This is a genomic window from Candidatus Halobonum tyrrellensis G22 (genome assembly GCF_000495475.1).
GTDB classification, from domain to species: Archaea; Halobacteriota; Halobacteria; order Halobacteriales; family Haloferacaceae; genus Halobonum; species Halobonum tyrrellense.
Map to the genome: position 1 here is coordinate 61,809 of NZ_ASGZ01000029.1, position 18,963 is coordinate 80,771.

The 18,963-nt window shown below is 71.2% G+C and carries 17 protein-coding genes; 7 read left to right on the plus strand and 10 right to left on the minus strand.

Annotation, left to right across the window (positions count from 1 at the left end; genetic code table 11):
- Window positions 1–4 precede the first annotated feature (4 nt).
- The 3 genes from K933_RS09340 to K933_RS09350 form a co-directional block, all read right to left on the minus strand.
- The gene (locus K933_RS09340) at window positions 5–424 is read right to left on the minus strand and encodes a DUF7124 domain-containing protein (RefSeq protein WP_023394479.1); all 420 of its coding nucleotides are present in this window, start codon (window positions 422–424) and stop codon (window positions 5–7) included.
- 122 nt (window positions 425–546) lie between these two features.
- Window positions 547–849, minus strand: a complete 303-nt coding sequence (locus K933_RS17960; RefSeq protein WP_023394480.1) for a hypothetical protein — start codon at window positions 847–849, stop codon at window positions 547–549.
- Window positions 850–1,034: 185 nt separating this feature from the next.
- Entirely contained in the window at window positions 1,035–2,276 is a 1,242-nt protein-coding gene (locus K933_RS09350) for an NAD(P)/FAD-dependent oxidoreductase (RefSeq protein WP_023394481.1), read from the minus strand.
- A gap of 131 nt (window positions 2,277–2,407) precedes the next feature.
- Between K933_RS09350 and K933_RS09355 the strand changes: the two genes are divergently transcribed.
- Window positions 2,408–3,010, plus strand: coding sequence for a DUF6149 family protein (locus K933_RS09355; protein WP_023394482.1), 603 nt, complete (start codon window positions 2,408–2,410; stop codon window positions 3,008–3,010).
- Between the two features lie 37 nt (window positions 3,011–3,047).
- Here K933_RS09355 and K933_RS09360 read toward each other — a convergent pair whose 3' ends face one another.
- Together K933_RS09360 and K933_RS09365 are read right to left on the minus strand one after the other, a co-directional pair.
- Entirely contained in the window at window positions 3,048–3,491 is a 444-nt protein-coding gene (locus K933_RS09360) for a hypothetical protein (protein ID WP_023394483.1), read from the minus strand.
- 150 nt (window positions 3,492–3,641) lie between these two features.
- On the minus strand, window positions 3,642–4,970 hold the full coding sequence (locus K933_RS09365; RefSeq protein ID WP_023394484.1) for an NAD(P)/FAD-dependent oxidoreductase: 1,329 nt from the start codon (window positions 4,968–4,970) through the stop codon (window positions 3,642–3,644).
- Between the two features lie 130 nt (window positions 4,971–5,100).
- Between K933_RS09365 and K933_RS09370 the strand changes: the two genes are divergently transcribed.
- The 3 genes from K933_RS09370 (at window position 5,101) to carB (ending at window position 10,613) form a co-directional block, all read left to right on the plus strand.
- Window positions 5,101–5,634 carry a DUF5815 family protein gene (locus tag K933_RS09370; RefSeq protein WP_023394485.1) on the plus strand — a complete coding sequence of 178 codons (534 nt, stop codon included), beginning with the start codon at window positions 5,101–5,103 and terminating at the stop codon, window positions 5,632–5,634.
- Window positions 5,635–5,718: 84 nt separating this feature from the next.
- Window positions 5,719–7,104, plus strand: coding sequence for a hypothetical protein (locus K933_RS09375; protein WP_023394486.1), 1,386 nt, complete (start codon window positions 5,719–5,721; stop codon window positions 7,102–7,104).
- A 113-nt stretch (window positions 7,105–7,217) separates the two neighbouring features.
- On the plus strand, window positions 7,218–10,613 hold the full coding sequence (gene carB, locus K933_RS09380) for a carbamoyl-phosphate synthase large subunit (RefSeq protein ID WP_023394487.1): 3,396 nt from the start codon (window positions 7,218–7,220) through the stop codon (window positions 10,611–10,613).
- Window positions 10,614–10,743: 130 nt separating this feature from the next.
- Here the strand turns inward: carB and K933_RS09385 are convergent, their stop codons facing one another.
- Window positions 10,744–11,574 carry an NAD(+)/NADH kinase gene (locus K933_RS09385; protein WP_049947755.1) on the minus strand — a complete coding sequence of 277 codons (831 nt, stop codon included), beginning with the start codon at window positions 11,572–11,574 and terminating at the stop codon, window positions 10,744–10,746.
- Window positions 11,575–11,789: 215 nt separating this feature from the next.
- On the opposite strand from K933_RS09385, the gene K933_RS09390 reads away from it, so the two are divergent.
- Window positions 11,790–12,938 (plus strand): KaiC domain-containing protein, encoded by a 1,149-nt coding sequence (locus K933_RS09390; RefSeq protein ID WP_023394489.1) that lies wholly within the window; start codon window positions 11,790–11,792, stop codon window positions 12,936–12,938.
- Between the two features lie 82 nt (window positions 12,939–13,020).
- Here the strand turns inward: K933_RS09390 and K933_RS09395 are convergent, their stop codons facing one another.
- The 3 genes from K933_RS09395 to K933_RS09405 all read right to left on the minus strand — a co-directional run bounded on the left by K933_RS09395 (window position 13,021) and on the right by K933_RS09405 (window position 16,118).
- Window positions 13,021–13,560, minus strand: a complete 540-nt coding sequence (locus tag K933_RS09395) for a hypothetical protein (RefSeq protein WP_023394490.1) — start codon at window positions 13,558–13,560, stop codon at window positions 13,021–13,023.
- 74 nt (window positions 13,561–13,634) lie between these two features.
- Complete coding sequence (locus K933_RS09400) at window positions 13,635–14,054, minus strand: universal stress protein (RefSeq protein WP_023394491.1); 420 nt, start codon at window positions 14,052–14,054, stop codon at window positions 13,635–13,637.
- A gap of 84 nt (window positions 14,055–14,138) precedes the next feature.
- A complete protein-coding gene (locus K933_RS09405) occupies window positions 14,139–16,118 on the minus strand; it encodes an ATP-binding protein (protein WP_049947740.1) in 1,980 nt (659 codons plus the stop codon).
- 255 nt (window positions 16,119–16,373) lie between these two features.
- Between K933_RS09405 and K933_RS09410 the strand changes: the two genes are divergently transcribed.
- The gene (locus K933_RS09410; protein ID WP_049947741.1) at window positions 16,374–16,709 is read left to right on the plus strand and encodes a DUF7113 family protein; all 336 of its coding nucleotides are present in this window, start codon (window positions 16,374–16,376) and stop codon (window positions 16,707–16,709) included.
- 51 nt (window positions 16,710–16,760) lie between these two features.
- Here K933_RS09410 and K933_RS09415 read toward each other — a convergent pair whose 3' ends face one another.
- Entirely contained in the window at window positions 16,761–18,002 is a 1,242-nt protein-coding gene (locus K933_RS09415; protein ID WP_049947756.1) for a DNA double-strand break repair nuclease NurA, read from the minus strand.
- 227 nt (window positions 18,003–18,229) lie between these two features.
- Here K933_RS09415 and K933_RS09420 point away from each other — a divergent pair, with 227 nt between their 5' ends.
- Window positions 18,230–18,937, plus strand: a complete 708-nt coding sequence (locus K933_RS09420; RefSeq protein WP_023394495.1) for an HAD family hydrolase — start codon at window positions 18,230–18,232, stop codon at window positions 18,935–18,937.
- Window positions 18,938–18,963: the final 26 nt, after the last annotated feature.

Below are 18,963 nucleotides of genomic sequence, written 5' to 3' on the forward strand. Positions count from 1 at the left end.
CGGCTCAGGGCCAGTCGTCGCGCGCCTCCTCCTCCTCGAACGGGTCCGCCTCCTCGTCGGCGGCCGCGACCGTCCACCCGGCCGCCTCGGCCGCCTGTTCGACCGGGAGGAACTCCCACCCCGACTCGTCGGCGACCGCCCGGTCGTCGTCGCCGGTGCCGACGAACACGTGTCGGTCGGTCTCGAACTGCTTTCGAACGTTCTCGAGCGACTCCTTCACCCCGCGCGGTCCCGAGAAGAAGTCCTGTCGGACGCGGTGCTTCCGCGTGAAGTTGGTGACGACGTACGTCGGTTGCTCGGAGACCACGCCGACGTACTCCGTCCACCCGCGCGCGTCGTTGAACACCGCGTTCGGGTCCGCGAGCGACTTCAGCGCCTCCAACTCGAACGCGAGCGTCATGTCGGTCGACCCGCCGCTGTCCATACGTTCGATGGGTCGGAGCCGCCGAAAACGGTGTCGGTTGCGGGACCGCGGGTTCCCCGGGTCCGCGCCCCCGCCGTGGTTCCCCGGCCGTCGACCGCCGCCCGATCCGATCGTCCGCCCGTTCAGCCCACGGGACCCGCGTCCGCACGCCGGTCGTCCGCCTCGACCGGTTCGGCCGTCTCGACCGACTCGGCCGCGCCCGTGCGTCCGTCGCGCCGTGGGTCGGCCCGCACGACCGCCAGATACGACGTGAACACGACGACCTCTCCCGCCTCGACACCGGCGACCGGTCGGGGTTCGCCGTCGACCATGCCGACCAGTTCCTCCAGCGTCCCCTCGGACAACTGGTCCACGTGCCGGACCGTCGCCGTCTCCGGCACCTCGTCGGTGCGCCGGACCGTCAGTCGCTCCCTCTGTCGTGTCACGAGGTACCATATGGCACAGTATTCCTTAAATCTTACCGTGGCTTCCCCCTTGTGTGTAAGGACCACGGCCCCCGCCGGCGCGCGGGCGATGTGGCTCGCGGTCGGCGAGTGACGAACGACCGAACGAGCCGACAGGTCCGAGAAGACGTGCGAACCGACCGCGTGCGACCGGACGACGCGGGACGCTACTCCGCGGCCGCTTCCTGTTCGAGGTCGTCGATCGAGAAGTCCTCGCTCATCAGGAGTTCCTTCTGGCCGCTCACGTCGACCCCTTCGCGCATCAGCTTCTTGTACCCCGACTGGGGCGCGAGGTTGCCGATCAGGACGCCGCCGACGATCCTGCCGTCCTTGAGCGCGAGCCGCCGCCACTCCTCGTCGCCGAACTTCCGCATGACCTCGTCGTCGCCGAGCGTCGGGTGACCGAAGGAGAGGAACGGGAAGTCGAAGTGGGTGATCGAGTACGACGACACCCAGCGGAACTCCTCCGACTCGGGATCGAGCATGTTGCGCGCGGCGATGGTGCCCTGCTCCTTCGCCGACCCCCACGCGCCGTTCTGCGCCCGTTCGCCCAGGATGACGTCGTGAAAGCGGGTGATGTCCCCCGCCGCGAACACGTCGTCGACGCTGGTCCGCATGTACTCGTCGACGAGGATGCCGTCGTCGGTCTCGACGTCGGTGTCCTCGACGATCTCGGTGTTCATGTTCAGGCCGATGGCGACGCCCGCGAAGTCGCACTCGTAGCGGTCGCCGTTGGGGTCGACCGCCGCGACCACGTGGCCGTCGTCGTCGGTCTCGAAGCGGTCGACGCCGGAGTCGAAGACGGGTTCGACCCCGCGTTCGAGCATCGCCTCGTGCATCAGGTCGGCGCCCTCCTCCGAGAGCGCGTACCGCCACCAGCGGTTGCCCCGCATCAGGTACTTGCCCTCGATCTCCTGGGCGCCGCAGATGGCCGCGAAGTCGATGCCGAGCAGCCCCGCGCCGACGATGACGGCGTCGTCGGCGGCGTCGGCCGACTCGCGGATCGCGCGGGCGTCCTGGAACGTCCAGAAGTGGTGGACGCCGTCGGCGTCGGAGTTCTCCACCGGGAGCTGTTGGGGCGTCCCGCCGATCGACAGCAGGAGTTTGTCGTACTCGTAGACGTCCCCCTCGTGGGTCTCGATCTCGTGGTCGTCCGTCCGAACGTCGACCACGAGCGTGTTGAGTTCGAGGTCGATCTCCCGCTCCTCGTACCACGACTCGTCGTGGATGGAGATGGGCGCCTCGGGGAGTTTCCCCTTGGCGAACTCCTTGATGAGGATGCGGTTGTAGAGGGACTCCCCCTCGTCCGTGATCACGGTGATGTCGGCGTCCGGTGCCTCCTCGCGGAGGGTCTCGGCGGCGGAACTACCCGCGATCCCGTCGCCGATGATGACGAACGACTCGCTCATACAGCCCCGTTCGGAGCGGGGGTTAATGTGGGTTGCTATCCGAGTATCATTTATCTCACCCCCGGTGGCCGCCGTCGGGTGATTCGGTCGCGGCCCACCGCTTATGCCCGTCCGCGCCCAAGCGGCCGACGATGAAGATCCGACAGAACGCGCGCCACTGGGCGACGAAGAAGGCGCTCACCACGCCCGGCCTCAGGTCGGTCACGGTCGCGGCCATGGTGCGACTCCACACCAGTATCTTCCTCGACAAGGCCGACGAGGCCCGCCGCGAGGAGCGGCGCGACCACCTCGACGACTTCTTCGAGGCGACGATGGACACGTACGTTGCGGCGCTCGAAGCCGGCTTCCCGGAGGCGGAGGCCCGCGAGGTCACCCACGCGCAGGCCAACTTCGACTTCTTCAACCACGGCTGGGTGGAGATGATGGAGATCCCCGACGACGAACTGGAGGAGCACTACCGGCGCTACGAGCGGTTCTTCGAACTCCACGGGATCACGATCGACGACCCGCTCGGCGAGTTCCGACCCGCCGACGGCATCGCGGACGCGCCCGCGACGCCCGACAAGCGGGCCGACGGCGCGTTCGAGAACGCGGTCGCGGGCTTCTCCGACGACGTGTACGTCGAAGACGAGACGGGCGAGGTGTCCGTCGGCGGCGGGAGCGAACCCGCCGACGTGGACGTCGAGAAGGCCGTCGGCGTGGCCGACGAGTCACGGGACGGGGGCAGCGCCTAGTCGGTCCGGTTCGACCGGCGCCGCGCCCACGGGGCGGTTACCGCCCGCTCCCGCTCTCGCTCTGTGACGACTGGTCCTGATTCCCCGACGAGGAACTGCCCTGGCTCCCGCTCCCCGACGAGGAACTGCCCTTGCTTCCGCTCCCCGACGAGGAACCGCCCTGGCTGCCGCTCCCCGACGACTGTCCCGACTGGCCGATGTCCATCGGGAGCTTCTGTCGGAGTTCGTCGGCGAGCGACTCCACGCGGTGACGCACGGTGTTTATCTCCTCTTCGAACTGCTGGACGTTCCGCTCGACGTAGTGGACGCGCTTGGTGGGGATCTGTTTCATAACGTCGTTCCCCTCGTCGTCCGTACCCGACTTGACCGCCCAGTGGTCGCGGACGTACACCACTTGGTTGTTCTTCACCGTGACCTCCGTCTTCCCCTCGTCGGGGTCCTCGTACACGATGGTCGCCTGACCGTTCGGTAGCTCCGACATGGCAGTAGTGGGTTCGGCTCGAAGCCCTGTATGCTCTCTGGCAGACGGCACGATACGGGTCGTCGAGTCGTACTCGGCTCTCACCGCCTGCCGCTCGTCCGCCGGGCCGAACGTCTCCCGGACCGTCCCCGATCACCGGGAAGGAGCGACTCAGCCGTGTCGCGCGTCGATGCGGTCGGCGCACTCGTAGCCGGCGACCACGCCGCCGTCGAGGCTGCGCTCGGGGTACTGCGCGCGGCTGGCCATGCCGGCGTAGTAGAGCCCCTCCGCCACCTCCTCGCCCAGGTCGTACGGCACGACCAGGTCGAGGTAGCCCCGCTCGTAGACGGGCGCGGCCCGCGGCGCGCGCGCCAGCCGGAAGTCGCTCACCCACCGCCGCGAGAACCCCGGGAACATCTCGGCGAGGTGGTCGAGCCACCGCTCCTCCACCTCGTCGTCGCTCGCCTCCCAGAGCCACTCGTCGGGCGACTGGACGTAGCTGGCGACGTACAGCAGGTGGTCGCCGCCGTAGCGCGCGGGCGGGACGAAGTTGGTGTGTTCGACCAGCGCGCCAAACGGCGCGTCGTCGGCGACGTTGAGCCAGTAGGTGTCGGTGAGCTCCTTCTCCATCGTGACGACGGCGCAGACCGCCGCCTGAAAGTCGATGTCGCAGGGGTAGCCCGACAGCTCTTCGAGCACGTTCGGCATCGCCGCCACCACCACCTCGTCGACGGCCTCCGTCCGCTCGCCCTCCTCGTCGTCGGAGTCGACGGTTATCTCCGAGACCGCACCCGCCTCGGTGGTCAGCCCCGTCACGCGCGCGCCCGTCTCGATGTGCTCGCGACCCACGTCGGCTACCAGCGCGTCGACGAGCGTGCGGAAGCCGCCGTCGAAGTAGCCGAGTATCTCCCCGCGCAACAGGTCGCGCTCGCCGCGGAACTTGATCCGGCCGAGCAGCCACGCCGCGCTCACGTCCCCCTTTCGCGAGCCGAACTTGGCGTCGAGCAGCGGGTCGAAGAACGTCTCGTAGACGTTCTCGGTGGTGTGTTCGCGGGCGAACTCCACCGCCGACTGGTGCTCGAAGTCCTCCAGCCGCTCGTACGTGTCGAACGACGGCACCCCGCCGCGCACGTCCACGTCGAGCGTCAACATTCCGAGCCGGAACTTGTCGTAGAGGCTCCAGTGGGGGAAGGCGAGTATCTCCCACGGCGTGTCCATCGGGTACGTCTCGCCGTCGACGTAGTAGGCGTTCTTCCCGACCAGCCACTCCAGGTCGTCGCCGACGCCCACCTCCTCGGCGAGTTCGACGATGGTCTCCTCGGACTTCGAGAGGTGGTGGTAGAACTGCTCGACGTCGTCGCCCGCGGTCGGGTAGGTGCGCGCGAGTCCGCCGAGCGCCTCCGGCCCGCCGGCCTCGAACACCCGAACGTCGTACCCCCGCTCGCGGAGTCGGCGCGCGGCGGAGAGCCCGGCGATGCCGCCGCCGACGATGGCGATCATGCGAGTGGGTCGACGCGGGAGGATTAAGCGCCTTCCCATTCGGCCTCGACGGGCGGCCGGGGCTGTGAGCCACGCGGGGCCGCCACCGCCGAACGCGTCTTTTACGGGCGACGACCGCCAACCCCGGGGCATGAGCCAACCGCGCGTCCCCGGCGGCGGGGGCGAGACGGTCGACCTCCCCTGCGAGGAGACGGTCCCCGTCCGTCAGTTCGACATGGGGATGCGGGAGTTCGACTGCGACTGTGGCGCGACCCACGCCGTCGTCACCGACGTGAACCCGCCCGACCGCTTCCTCCCCGAGTTCCTCGTCTCGCTGCTACGTGACACCGTCGAGACCACCAGCGAGGAGATGCCGGAGTTCGGCACCCCCCACCTGATGGGGATGGTCCTCGAGGAGTTCCCGGGACAGGTCGTCGCCGAGGACGTGAGCGACGACCAGGACCTCGGCTACTCGATGCTGTGGGTGACCGAGTTCGACTCCCGACGGCTCCACGAGACCATCGTGGAACTCGTAATCGAGTTGATGGAGCACGCGGTGTCGCACGCGGACGACTCCGACGCGATGACCGAGTTCGAACAGCAGATGCTGGAGTTCGACGTGGGCGAGTTCGTCGAGCAGTACCGCGCGGAGCGGGACCTCGACGCCGACGACGTGTACGTCTGAGCCGCGACCGAGGACCCTCGTGGGAGAGGCACGCCGGTCGGACCGACCCGAGCGCTTTCACGCCGGCACGTCCAACCCCCGCGCGTGACTCCCGACCCGGACGCCGCGCCCCCGAGCTTTCCGGGCTACGACGCCGAACACCGAGTCGTCCCCGCGTCCGACGGGCGGACGACGCTCGACTTGGACTCGATAGCGCCGGGCGCCGACGTCGTCCTCCCCGACGGCGACGTCCACCTCCGCGGGCAGTTCGCGGCGGACGGCGCGGGCGCGGTGCGCTTTCGCGCCGCCACCGGGGCGGAGCCGACGCTGGTCGTCCCGCCCGACTACAACCGGTTCGCAATCTCCGTTGCGGGCGAGCACTTCGTCTTCGACGGGATAGACGTCGACGTGGGCGAGGAGACGGGCGTCGCCGGGATCCGCGCACACGCCGACACGCTGTTGGTCCGCGACGTCGCGTTCGTCGGCCGGGGCACCCACCCCGACGGCGAGGTGACCAACTGCTTCAACCTCGCGGTCACCCACCCCGACGGGACGGGCGTCGTCCGGGACGTGGTCGCCGCCGAGGGGTCGACGTGGGCCCGCTACAAGGGCGGCGACGGTCGGATCTGGGCGTGGGTCGGCGGCGACCACGTCGGCGAACTCCGCGTCCAGCGCTGCCGGGTCGAGGAGTTCGGCAACAACGGGATATACGGGTCGGAAGCGCCGGGTCGGGTTGTCGTCGAGCGCTGTGCGTTCTGGAACAACAACGTCGCCTCCATCAGGGTCGGCGCGGACGGCTGTACCGTCCGCGGCACCGTCGTGGGCGTCGACCCCGCGCGGTACGCCGGCCCGCGCGAACCCGCCCGCGAGTCGGAGTCGTTCTTCATGCGCGGGCTCTGGGTCGAAGCGAAGCGGGGGGCGCTCGACTCCCCCGGCCGCGTCACCCTCGACCGCTCCCGCGTGGTCGTCCGCGGAGGCGACGGCCGGGCGGACGCGAGCGGCGACGCGAGCCTCCCGACCGGGGTGTGCGGGGTGGTGGTCCGGCCGAACGCGGGCGCACTCGACGTTCGCGACGCCGACGTCCGCGTCGACGCGCCGGGCGTCCCGCCGATACTGGCGAAGCGGCCCGGCACGGCCGGTCCCCACGCGTCGACCGACCCGCCGCACGACGTGACGCTCGAACGGACGCGCGTCGTCGACACCGCGCGGGTCGACGCACTGGTCTCCGTCACGGGCCGCGACCTGACCGTCGGCGACGGCTGCTGTCTGGAGGGGGACGGGGACGGGACCGACGGGGTCGCCGTCGCGGACGGCGCGTGTTCGGTCGGCGCCTGTACGGTTCGCGTCCCCGGCGAGGCGGTCCGCGCGCCCGCGAGCCGCGTCGACCGCTCGCGGGTCGACACCGACGGCACCTGCGACGGTGAGTGGGGGAGCGTCGAGGCCGCCCCGCCGGTCCGGGCGGTCGACCTGCCGGGCGTGCCGCCGGCGTAGCCCGAACGCGGCCCACACCGTGTCACTCCGTCTCACTTCGAATCTCGTAACTGCGCTACGAATATCGTCCCAAGTCGCCGGCCTTATTACGATGAACGCACTCGCTCGGGGTAATGAGTGGAGACGACAGGACCATCCTCCTGATCGGTAGCGGACCCATCCAGATCGGACAGGCCGCGGAGTTCGACTACTCCGGCGCGCAGGCGTGCCGTGCGCTTCGAGAGGAGGGGGCCCGAGTCGTCCTCGTGAACTCCAACCCGGCGACGATCATGACCGACCCGGAGATGGCCGACGAGGTGTACATCGAACCCATCACGACCGAGGCCATCGCCGAGGTGATCGAACGGGAGCGTCCCGACGGCGTGATCGCGGGGCTGGGCGGGCAGACCGGGCTGAACGTCACCGCCGAACTCGCCGAGGAGGGCGTCCTCGACGAGTACGACGTGGAGATCATGGGGACGCCGCTGGACACGATCTACGCGACCGAGGACCGCGACCTGTTCCGCCAGCGGATGGAGGGTCTCGGCCAACCGGTACCGAAGTCGACCACCATCTCGCTCGACGACGACGAGTCCGTCGCGGCGGTGGACGCCGACGCCCTCCGGGACCGCGTCGAGGCGGCCGTCGACGCGGTGGGCGGCCTCCCCGTCATCGCGCGGACGACGTACACGCTCGGCGGGAGCGGGTCGGGCGTCGTCGACGAGATGGACGAACTCGAAGAGCGGGTCCGGACGGGCCTGCGGCTGTCGCGCAACTCGGAGGTGCTCGTCACCGAGTCCATCTCCGGGTGGGTCGAACTGGAGTACGAGGTGATGCGCGACGCCGACGACTCGTGTATCATCATCTGCAACATGGAGAACCTCGACCCGATGGGGATCCACACGGGCGAGTCCACCGTCGTCACCCCCTCGCAGGTGATCCCCGACGACGGCCACCAGGAGATGCGCGACGCGGCGCTCGAAGTGATCCGGGACCTGGGGATCCAGGGCGGCTGTAACATCCAGTTCGCGTGGCGCGACGACGGCACCCCCGGCGGCGAGTACCGCGTCGTCGAGGTGAACCCCCGCGTCTCGCGCTCGTCCGCGCTCGCGTCGAAGGCGACGGGCTACCCCATCGCGCGGGTGACCGCGAAGGTGGCGCTCGGCAAGCGCCTCCACGAGATAGACAACGAGATCACCGGCGAGACGACCGCGGCGTTCGAACCCGCAATCGACTACGTGGTGACGAAGGTGCCGCGGTGGCCGATCGACAAGTTCGACGACACCGACTTCACCCTCTCGACGGCGATGAAGTCGACCGGCGAGGCGATGTCGATCGGTCGGACGTTCGAGGAGTCGCTGTTGAAGGCGCTCCGTAGCTCCGAGTACGACCCCGCCGTCGACTTCGGCCAACTGGACGACGACGAACTCCGCGAGGAGTACCTCGAACGGCCCAGCCCCGACCGGCCGTACGCGATGTTCGAGGCGTTCGAGCGCGGGTTCGACGTCGAGGAGGTCGTCGAGGCGACCGGCATCTACGAGTGGTACGTCGAGCGGTTCGCCCGGATCGTCGAGGCGAGCAAGGAGGTGGTCGACGGCGAGTTCACCCCGGCGGCGGTCGCGGGGTTCACGAACGCCGAGGTGAGCGCGCTCGCGGGCAACGTGTTCGAGGACAGCAGCCTGACGTGGCTGCCCGAGACGCGCGGCGCGTGGCGGACCGCGGATGCGACCGAGAGCGGTACCGAGGCGGCCGAAGCCGAGGCTGCGAGCGCGGACGCCGCCGGGGCGGCCGCGGGCGGCGCGGCCGCCGAGGGCGACGACGGCGACGCCATCCCGGTGTCGGCCGCCCGCGCGGGCGTCGGCCAAGTCGAGGCGGACGTGCCCGGTCGGACGTACAAGCAGGTCGACACCTGCGCGGGCGAGTTCGCGGCGTCGACGCCGTACTACTACTCCTCGCGGCAGCCCGAGTGGTTCGCCGGCCCGTACGAGGGCGACGCCGCGGCGGGCGAACTCCGGGTCGACCGCGACACCGACAGCGTGGTCGTGGTCGGCGGCGGCCCGATCCGGATCGGCCAGGGCGTCGAGTTCGACTACTGTTCGGTCCACGCGGTGCGCGCGCTCCGCGAGATGGGCGTCGAGGCGCACGTCGTCAACAACAACCCCGAGACGGTGTCGACCGACTACGACACCTCCGACGGCCTGTTCTTCGAACCCATCACCGCCGAGGAGGTGGCGGACGTTATCGAGGCGACCGACGCCGACGGCGTGATGATCCAGTTCGGCGGCCAGACCTCGGTCGACATCGGCGAACCGCTCGCCGACGAACTCGAGCGCCGGGGCGTCGACTGCGACATCCTCGGTACCTCGGTGGAGGCGATGGACCTCGCGGAGGACCGCGACCGGTTCAACCGCCTGATGTCCGACCTCGGGATCGCACAGCCCGAAGGCGGGAGCGCCACCAGCGAGGCGGAGGCGCTGGAGTTGGCGGACGAGTTGGGCTACCCCGTGTTGGTCCGGCCGAGCTACGTCCTCGGCGGGCGCGCGATGCGGATCGTCGACGACGACGAGGAGTTGAAGGAGTACATCGAGGAGGCCGTCCGGGTGTCGCCCGACCGGCCGATCCTCGTCGACGAGTTCCTCGCGGACGCGGTCGAACTCGACGTCGACGCGGTGTCGGACGGCGAGGAGGTCCTGATCGGCGGCGTGATGGAACACGTCGAGGAGGCGGGCGTCCACTCGGGCGACTCCGCGTGCGTCATCCCGCCGCGGTCGCTCGGCGCGGACACGATGGCGCGCGTCCGCGAGGTGACCGAGGACATCGCGCGCGCGCTCGACACCGTGGGCCTGATGAACGTCCAACTCGCCGTCCGCGAGGGCGACGACGGACCCGAGGTGTTCGTCTTGGAGGCGAACCCGCGGTCGTCGCGGACCGTCCCGTTCGTCTCGAAGGCGACGGGCGTCCCGATAGCCAAACTCGCCGCGCGGGTGATGGCGGGCGAGTCGCTCGCGGACATCGACGCCAGTGAGGCCATCCCCGAACACGCCAGCGTGAAGGAGGTCGTCCTGCCGTTCGACCGCCTGCCCGACTCCGACCCGCGGCTGGGTCCCGAGATGAAGTCGACCGGCGAGGTGATGGGGACCGCCCGGACGTTCGGCAAGGCGTACGAGAAGGCGCTCGACGCCGCGGGTCACGGCCTCCCCGAGGGGGGGACGGTGACGTTCACCACCCGCGGCGACGCGCTCCCGGCGGACGGCGACGACGCGTTCGCCGAGATCCGCGACGGGTTCGTCGACTACTACGACGAGGCGACGTTCGACGACCTGACCGAGGCGCTCAAGACCGGGAAGGTCGACCTGCTGGTGTCGGACGACCGCGACGCGCTCCGGACCGCCGTCGACGAGGACGTGCCGTACGTCTCGACCGAGGCGGCGGCGCGGGCGTCGCTCGAAGCGCTCTCGCACCGCGACGACGATATCGACGTGATGGCCGTCTCCGACCGGCCGCGTCACACCACCGACTGGGGCCGCTGACGCCGGCTCGCGGCTCGCGTCGCTCGCCGAATCCCCGTTCTGCTTGTCGCTCCCGGTTCATTCTCGCTCCCGATTTCGTCCTCGATTCCCGTTCGCGCCCGTCGGGGTCCGCTCGACGCTCGCGACCGGCTCACTCCAGTTTGTTCAGCGCCTCGAAGAAGTCGACGTCCGGGCCGGCGACCCGCATCGGCGGGTCGGCGCGTTCGATCCGCACCTCGGTCGGCACCGCGACCGGGTGGGGGTCGCGACCGTCGCTGATGACGACCGCGTCGGCGGCCGCGGCGGTCAGCGCGACGCTCACCGTCGCGTCGGGCGCGACCACCAGCGGGGGCATCCCGTCGGCGGCGTCCATGCTCATCCCGGTGACGACCATCCCGTCGACGCTCGGGTGGACCAGCGGGCCGCGCTCGGAGAGGTTGTACGCGGTACTGCCGGTTGGCGTCGACACCAGCACGCCGTCGGCGTGGCCCGACGCGTAGGGCGAGCCGTCGACGCGCACCTCGCAGTCGACGCCGCCGCCGTGACCGCGGCGGTCGCCCTGGACGACCACCTCGTTGGCGGCGTGTTCGCTCTCCCAGCCGTCGCAGGTCGCCGCCAGCCGCGGCACCTCCCGGACGGTCGCCTCGCCCACGCGGAACGCCTCCACCTCCGCGAGCACCACGTCGACCGCCTCCTCGGGCGAGACCGCGTTGAGAAACCCCACCTCGCCGAGGTTCACGCCGAGTACGGGCGTCCCGCGCGCGCCGCGGGCGGCGAACAGGAACGTCCCGTCGCCGCCGATGGACACCACGAGGTCGCGCGCCGCCATCGCGTCGACGTCGACCCCGTCGGTCCCGAGCGACCCCGCGGTCGCCCGGTCGAGGGCGACCGCCGCGCCCGCCGTCTCCAGGCGGTCGCGGACGGTGCCTGCGAGGGCGGCGGCCCGCTCGTTCCCCTTCTGGGCGACGACCCCGACGTCCACGTCCATATCTCCGGTTCGCTCCCCCGGTGGAAAAGCCCGCCGGACGGCCGGCGGCGACCGGTAGCCCGATTCTCACCGCGCGTCGCACGCTGGGGAACATTCATGCCTCCGGCTACACTCGGTATGCACATGACCGACTGCGGGTCACCGGTTCCGGGCCCCGGGGGGGCGCCGAGCGGGCCGTCCGCGCGCGCCGGTCGGCGGGGGGAACGGCCGTGACCGACGACGACTGGTTCGAACGGGCGCTCGACGAGGAGGACGACGAGAACGCGAGCGAACGCGAGACGGAGGGGCGGGCGGACGACGAGCGCCGCGCCGCCGACGCGGAGACCGACGCCGATACGGGTACCGACACCGACGCGGGTGTCGACACCGCTACGGGCGCCGACGGCTCCTCGGGAGACGGCGCGCTCGGCGACGACGCCGACCCGTTCGGCGGCTTGGGCGCCGGGACCGACGCCCCGGAGGGGAACCCCGGTCGGGACGCCGACGGCCCCGGGTCGGGCGGCGGTGACCCGTTCGGCGACTTCGGCGCCGAGATGAGCGGGGCGTCGTTCCCCGGCGGTTCCCCCGAGGGCGGCGGGGGAGGCGGGTTCGACGCCTCCGACGGGTTCGGCGGCGGCGACGCGGAGGGGTTCGAGGCGGCGGAGGCGGAGTTCGAGTCGGACATCGCGCGGGTCGACGTCGGCATCGAGGGACTCGACGAGATGGTCCTCGGCGGCGTCCCCGAGCGGTCGCTGATGGCGGTCGTCGGGAGCGCCGGCACCGGCAAGACCACGTTCGCTCTCCAGTTCCTCAACGAGGCGCTCGACGGCGGCGGCAAGGCCGTCTACATCACGCTCGAGGAGTCCGAAGACGCCATCCTCTCGACGGCCGAGGAGAAGGGGTGGCCCTACCGCGAGTACGAGACCGAGGGCCGTCTCGCGGTGGTGGCGATGGACCCCGTCGAGATGGCCAACTCGCTCGACTCGCTCCGGGACGACATCTCGCGGCTCGTCACCGAGTTCGACGCCGACCGCCTCGTCCTCGACTCGGTGTCGCTGTTGGAGACGATGTACGACCACCCCTCCAAGCGCCGCTCGGAGGTGTTCGACTTCGCCCGCTCGCTCAAGCGCGCGGGCGTGACGACGATGCTCACCTCCGAGGCGTCGACCGCCGACCCGTACACCTCCAGACACGGCATCGTGGAGTACCTCGCTGACGCGGTGTTCGTCCTCCAGTACATCCGCCCCTCCAACTCCCGGGAGACGCGGCTCGGGGTGGAGATCCAGAAGATCCGCGACGCCAACCACTCCCGCGAGACGAAGCCGTACGAGATCACCGACGAGGGTATCTCCGTCTACCGACAGGCGAACATCTTCTGAGCGACGGGCTCCCCGTCCGCACGAGTCGGTCGTTCACCCGCCGGTCCGTCGGTCCACGTCGACTCCGTCCGCGGTCGGACTCCTACCGCCGGCGGTAGCCGAGGCCGCCGACGACGGCGACTGCGCCCACCAGCGCGCCGAGCGCGTACTCGCTCCGGTCGAGCGCTCCGCCCAGTCCGCGTTCGGTGACGGCGACCGTCAGCACCGCCGAGGAGTCGTACGTCCGTGCGCCGCTGCCGTCGAACACCAGCAGTTGGAGTCCGTGGCTGCCCGGCGTGCTCGCGTCGATGGGCTGCGTGACCGTCCGCGTCTCGCCGGGCGCCAGCCGGACCCGGCCGAGCGTGAACGACCGGGTGACGTTGTCCGGGCCGGCGGTGTTCAACACGACCGTCGCGTTCGCGGGCGTCTCGCCCGCGTTCCGCACGGTCGCTTCGAGCGTCGCCGACTCCCCCTTCGCGAGCCGTTCGTCCGACACCGACACGCCGTCGAGACAGACCGGTTCCCCGTCGGTGGCCGTACAGCCCGCGTCGGCCGCGAGCGCCGGCCCGGCGACGAACACGAGCGTCCAGACGACGGCCGCCGCCGCGACACCGGCTCCGACTCCCCCGCTCCGTAGCTTCATACCCGTCGTGCGGTCGGGTCGGCATCTAAACCCTGCCCCCCGGCTATCGGCGCTGAAAACCCGCGGGCCGCGAGCTACCGGACGACGGTGACGGGGACCGGCGAGTGGCGGACTATCTCCTCGGCGACGCTCCCGAGCACGACCCGCGAGAGCCCCTGTCTGCCGTGGCTCCCGACGACGACGATGTCGGCCCCGTGGTCGTCGACGTAGTCGACCACCGACTGGGCCGGTCGGCCGACAACGACATCGGTCGTCGCCTCGCCGCCGACCAGCGCCGCGCCGTCGGCGAGCGTCGACTCCGCGTCGCGCTTCTCCCCCTCGTACCACTCCTCGGCGCCGCTCGGGACGCCGGCGGTCGGCGAGCTACCCGCCCGCGCCGGGTCGATGACGTACAGCAGGGTGAACGCGGCGTCGGACCACTCCCCGACCGCGAACTCCAGCGCCCGCCGGGCCTGCTCGCTCCCGTCGAACGCGACGAGGATCCGGTCTGCCATACCTCGCGGTTCTCGCCGGGGGAGAAAAACCCACCTTCCGCTCGGCCGCCGACGGCCGGTCGTCGCGACGGGTGACGACGGCCGTCAGTCGCCGTGCCGGGTCACGCAGACGGGCAGGCCGGTCACCTCGACCGGCTCGGAGTTGTCGGGCGAGTACACCACCATCTGCCCCTTCTCCATGTACGGCACCTTCTCCGAGAGCGCGGGCGGGATGTTCACGCTGGAGATGGCGTCGTCGTCGCCGAGGTTGAGCACCAGCCGCGTGTTGACCTGCTTGAACACGGGGTCGGCGATGTCCTGGGGGTCCTGCGTGACGAGGAACAGCCCCAGCCGCTCCTTTCGCCCCTGCTTGGCCGCCTCGGTGAACGTCGAGATGACCTTCCGCGCCTGGACGTTGTCGGCCTCCGCGAGGAAGTTGTGCGCCTCGTCCATCCCGAGGAGCAGCGGCGTCTCGTCGACCCGGCGGCTGGTCGGGTCGTTCGAGAGCTTGTCGTCGACCAGCATCGTCGACACCGCGAGCACGAACATCTCCTTGGCGCGCGACGACGAGAGGTGGTAGGTGGGCACCACCGTCAGCCCGCCCGGCCGGACCAGCGTGGTGTCCAACTCCGTGATGGGTTTCGCGTCCTGGTCGAACACGCCCGAGGGGACGCCGCGGACGCGCCGCTTGACCGCGTCGTACGTCGCCTCGTGGACCCGACCGGACTCGTGGAGCTCCTCCTTGAGCGCCGGGTCGTCGAGAAACGAGAGGAACTCCTCGTAGGTGCCGTCGTCGTAGTTGCGGAAGAACCGCCGCAGCAACTGCGCGAGCGCGGGGAACTGGTTCTCGTTGAGCGACGCGCCCGCCACCAGCCACGGCATGTCGTACTCGTCGACGATGCTGAACGGTATCGTGAACTCCACCTGCTCGGCGCGGTGGCCGCTCCCGGGGTAGCTCACGCCCGCCTCCTTCGGGACCAGCGCGACGGTGTCGTCGTGGCCGCCGTGGGCGACCCCCTCCCGGTCGAGCCGTCGGGCGGTCTCGGCGTTGAGCGCGTCGTTGTCGTCGTGCATCTGGGCGTACTCGTCTTGCGGGTCGAACAGGACGACGCCCGCCCTCGCGTCGCGGCCGTCGTCCATCTCGTACGTCCGGTCGAGATACTGCCTGAGGACGTTCTTCGACGCGTGGGTCTTCCCCGACCCGGTGCCGCCCGCCACCAGCGTGTGCCGGAAGACCAGCGGGTCGCCCGCGTCGTAGTCGTCCTTCAGCCGGTAGTCGACCGTCGGCGGCTCCGCCGCGGTCCGAACCTTCTCGCCGCCGACCGAGAGGTGACCGAGGAACACCCCGTCGTCGGGGATGGCTAGCCCGGTCTTGATCTGGTCGGCGTCGGTCGCCTGCCGGACCAGCGCGCCGGGCTTCGGCACCCGGTCGGCCATCCGCCGTTTGAGTTCGCCGCCCTGCGAGAACAGCACCGCCGTCGGATCGAGTTCGGCGACGAACTTGTAGTCGGCCTCGGTGAACCCGTCACCCCCCTCGCGCATCCGCCTGCGGGCGGTCAACTCCGTCGCGTCGTCCGTCCGGAACTCCTGGGCGTACTCCAGGGCGGTGATCCGCGAGAACAGCGTCTCCCCGTCCGGGTAGGGGACCAGCAGGTACGTCCCGATCCGGACCGCGTCGCGGTTGTCGGCGGTGACGAACGCCCGCAGACACGTCTCGTCGCCGTCCTCGGCGACGCGTAGCCCCTGTGCGACCGAGACGGTGCCTACCCCCTCGGCGGCCCGCCCGTCCGCCGCCTCCATCGCGTACCGGGTGAACCCGCCCGCCCCGTCGTCGTCCGCGTCGGCGGTCCCGGAACGCCCCGCCCCGTCGGCGGCGTCCGCGGCCGTACCGCCCCCGGTTCCGTCGCGGTCCGCGCCGCTCGCGTCCGCCGCCGTCGCCGCGTCCGCGTCCGCCGCCGCCTCGCCCTCCCCGTTCCCGTTCGTCGCGGGCGTCGACTCCGACCCGGCGTCGTCGCCCGCGCCGAACGCCTCGAAGTCCCCCAGTTCCGGACCGCTCGAATCGTTCGGGTCGCCCGAATCCGTCATGTCGGCGTCCACGCGAGCGCCCGACATAAAGCCCGCACGTGTCCGCGTCGGTACCAGTCGCCTACTCCGCGCCGTCGTCGTCGACCCTCGCCGGCACGCCCCCGCGCAGTCCCGCGCTCACACCGGCTAGCAGCGGGCTACCGACCCCCGGGCGACGGCGGCGACGGTCGGCCGCGAGGTAGAGAGTGACTGCCGTGTGAACGCGTGTCGGGACGGCCGGACGGGTTTTTCCGCGCGTGGCGCGTACCTCGCTCCATGATACAAGTGCGCGGTTGCGGTGGCGGCACCACGCTCACCGGGACCATCTACGAGCGCGGGGAGCGCGCGCCGTCGTTCAAGGGCGCCCCCGACGAGGACGCCGCGTACGTCTGGGTCTGCGACGAGTTCTACCAGGTCGAGTCGGGCGGGTCGGAGTTGACCGTCGACGGCGAGGAGATCCGGGTCGCCTTCGAGACGCCGCTCCCCCGCGGGTTCGACACGCGCGACCAGGCCGTCGCGGCCGCGAAGGAGCACGTCCGCACGCAGTTCGCGCGCGTCGGCGTCAACGAGGCGGACGTCGACGTCGAGGTGCGGAAGGAACGGCACGTCTGAGCCGCGCGACTCCGCTCGGGGAGACACCCGCCGGCGTTCCCGACGCGGCGGCTACTCGTACTCGCCGCCCCAGCGCTCGTCGTCGTACGTGCGGAGGAACTCGGTGTCGAACCGCTCTTCGAACTTGCGGCGCAGCGCCGCCTTCTCGCCGACGCCGATGCGCGCGAGTTCGTCCGCCTTCTCGACGGCCCGCGGCGGGCCGCCCGCGGCCGCCACCTCCGAGACGACCTGTCGGGTGAGCGCCCGCCGCGTCGACTCCTCGCGGGTGAACGCCGCGGGCGCCTCCACCTTGAACAGCAGGTCCGCCCGCGGGTCGTACGCGTGCATGAACGTCACCTCGTACTCCTCGGGGTCGCGTTCGCGCTCCACCCCGAGCGCGTCGCCCCGCGCGGACAGCGGGCGGTCGGACCCGCCGCGCGACCGGAACCAACTGGTGTGGGTGACCGCGTCGGTCAGCCGCTCGCCGTCCTCGCGGCGTTCGAGCAGGCGGGTGAACAGCGCCGCGTCGTCGGGCCACGGCGCGGCGACGCCGTTCGCCTCCAGCGTCCGGCCGATGTACCCCGACGTGGGGTTCTTCACGAACCCCACCAGCGGGACGCCCCGCTCGACGTGTCGCTCCACGAGGCGGACGTAGTTCTCGACGGCCTCCGCGACCGCGTCGCCGTACGCGAGTTCGCGGAGTTCGCGGTCGCGGGTCGCCCAGTTGAGTAGCCGTTTGGGGTACAGCGGCCCGTCGAGCACCAGCAGGTCGTCGACGAGGTGGCTGTGTTGGAGCGCGTGGTGCGACTCCGCGAGCGACAGCGCGAGTTCGTGCACCGTCTCGTCGGCGAACCGCCGCGTCCGGGGCACCTTCAGCACGCGCCGCTCGCTCCGTCCCCCGTCGTAGCGCTGCCACCCCGAGGGGAAGCGGACGGTGGTGTCGTTCGCGTGGACGGTCACGACGATGCTCCGGCAGCCGTGGACGTCGAGGTCGGTGGGTTCGGTCCCCATCGCGGCCTGCGCCACGTCGAGCACCAGCCCGTTCTTGAACGCCGTCGGGTTGAGCGTCCCCGAGTCGATGCCGTGACTCGACGCGAACGGGCGGTCCGCGAGCGCGGCGTCCGTCACGGGGGTCCGCCGGAGTTCGTGTGCGCCCAACGGGTCGAGCGTCGGCCGGCCGTCCTCGCGGAGGGGGTCGAGGAACTCCTCCCACACCCGCCCGGCCAGGTCGGCGTGGTCCCCGTCGTCGACGCCGTCCGCGATAGCCGACGCGAGATGCGCGATGGTGTCGACGTGGACGGGGTCGAGCGTCACGTCCGAGTACACGACACCCGACCAGCAAAAGCGGTGTGGTCGACCGCCGGCGGGCGGTCACGCGTCTGGACTCCCGGGACGCACTGCGGGTCGCGGCCCTCCGCCCGTCTCGTTTTGGTCGGCGCCGTGACCCGATACGGGGTGGCCGCCGGGCGCCGGCGTTTCGGCCGGTAGACGGGCGCTGGCGTGTCGCTAGGTTCTTGCGTGTGCAACCCGTCCCCACTCGCGTGCTCAACGCCGTCGGGTTCGACCTCGACTACACGCTCGCGGTGCCGAACCGTTCGCGCCGCGACATCCTCGCCGACGCGGTCAGGGAGGTGGCGTCGCCCGCCCTCCTGGAGGCGGGCGTCACCCGCGAGGCGTACCTCGACGCGCACGCGCGCCACCGGACCGCCGAGACGCGCGAACCGGTGTTCGCCGACCTGCTCGGCGGCATCGACCCGGTCGTCGCCGGCGACGCCGGCGCCGAGACGGAGGCGGACCCCGCCGACCCCGCGGCGCTCGCGACCGCCTACCGCGAGGCCGTGGTCGACGCGCTCGTGCCCGTCGAGGGCGTCGTCGGCCTGCTGGCGGCGCTCCGCGAGACGTACCGCGTGGGGCTGTTGACGAACGGTCCCGTCCGCGCACAGGAGTCGAAACTCGACGCGCTCGGCTGGTGGGACGAGTTCCACACCGTCCACGTCTCCGGGTCGCTCCCCGCGGGCAAGCCCGACGGGCGCGCGTTCCGCGCGCTGTTGGACGGACTCGGCACCGACCCCGAGGAGACCGCGTTCGTCGGCGACCACCCCGCCGAGGACATGGCGGGCGCCGCCGACGCCGGTCTCGTCCCGATACAGGTGCTCGGCGAGGGCGACGAACCCGCGCCCGACGCCGTCGCGACCGTCGAGCGCGACCGACTCGCGCGCGACCTGCCGGGCGTGCTGGCGTCGCTGTGACTCCCGTCCCGGCGTCGGCGTAGCTC

What these genes read in the sequence shown, in the direction of transcription:
- K933_RS09340 (WP_023394479.1), bottom strand. Translation starts at nt 424, where the DNA reads ATGGACAGCGGCGGGTCGACCGACATGACGCTCGCGTTCGAGTTGGAG.
- K933_RS09350 (WP_023394481.1), bottom strand. Translation starts at nt 2,276, where the DNA reads ATGAGCGAGTCGTTCGTCATCATCGGCGACGGGATCGCGGGTAGTTCC.
- K933_RS09355 (WP_023394482.1), top strand. Translation starts at nt 2,408, where the DNA reads ATGAAGATCCGACAGAACGCGCGCCACTGGGCGACGAAGAAGGCGCTC.
- K933_RS09360 (WP_023394483.1), bottom strand. Translation starts at nt 3,491, where the DNA reads ATGTCGGAGCTACCGAACGGTCAGGCGACCATCGTGTACGAGGACCCC.
- K933_RS09365 (WP_023394484.1), bottom strand. Translation starts at nt 4,970, where the DNA reads ATGATCGCCATCGTCGGCGGCGGCATCGCCGGGCTCTCCGCCGCGCGC.
- K933_RS09370 (WP_023394485.1), top strand. Translation starts at nt 5,101, where the DNA reads ATGAGCCAACCGCGCGTCCCCGGCGGCGGGGGCGAGACGGTCGACCTC.
- carB (WP_023394487.1), top strand. Translation starts at nt 7,218, where the DNA reads ATGAGTGGAGACGACAGGACCATCCTCCTGATCGGTAGCGGACCCATC.
- K933_RS09395 (WP_023394490.1), bottom strand. Translation starts at nt 13,560, where the DNA reads ATGAAGCTACGGAGCGGGGGAGTCGGAGCCGGTGTCGCGGCGGCGGCC.
- K933_RS09400 (WP_023394491.1), bottom strand. Translation starts at nt 14,054, where the DNA reads ATGGCAGACCGGATCCTCGTCGCGTTCGACGGGAGCGAGCAGGCCCGG.
- K933_RS09405 (WP_049947740.1), bottom strand. Translation starts at nt 16,118, where the DNA reads ATGACGGATTCGGGCGACCCGAACGATTCGAGCGGTCCGGAACTGGGG.
- K933_RS09410 (WP_049947741.1), top strand. Translation starts at nt 16,374, where the DNA reads ATGATACAAGTGCGCGGTTGCGGTGGCGGCACCACGCTCACCGGGACC.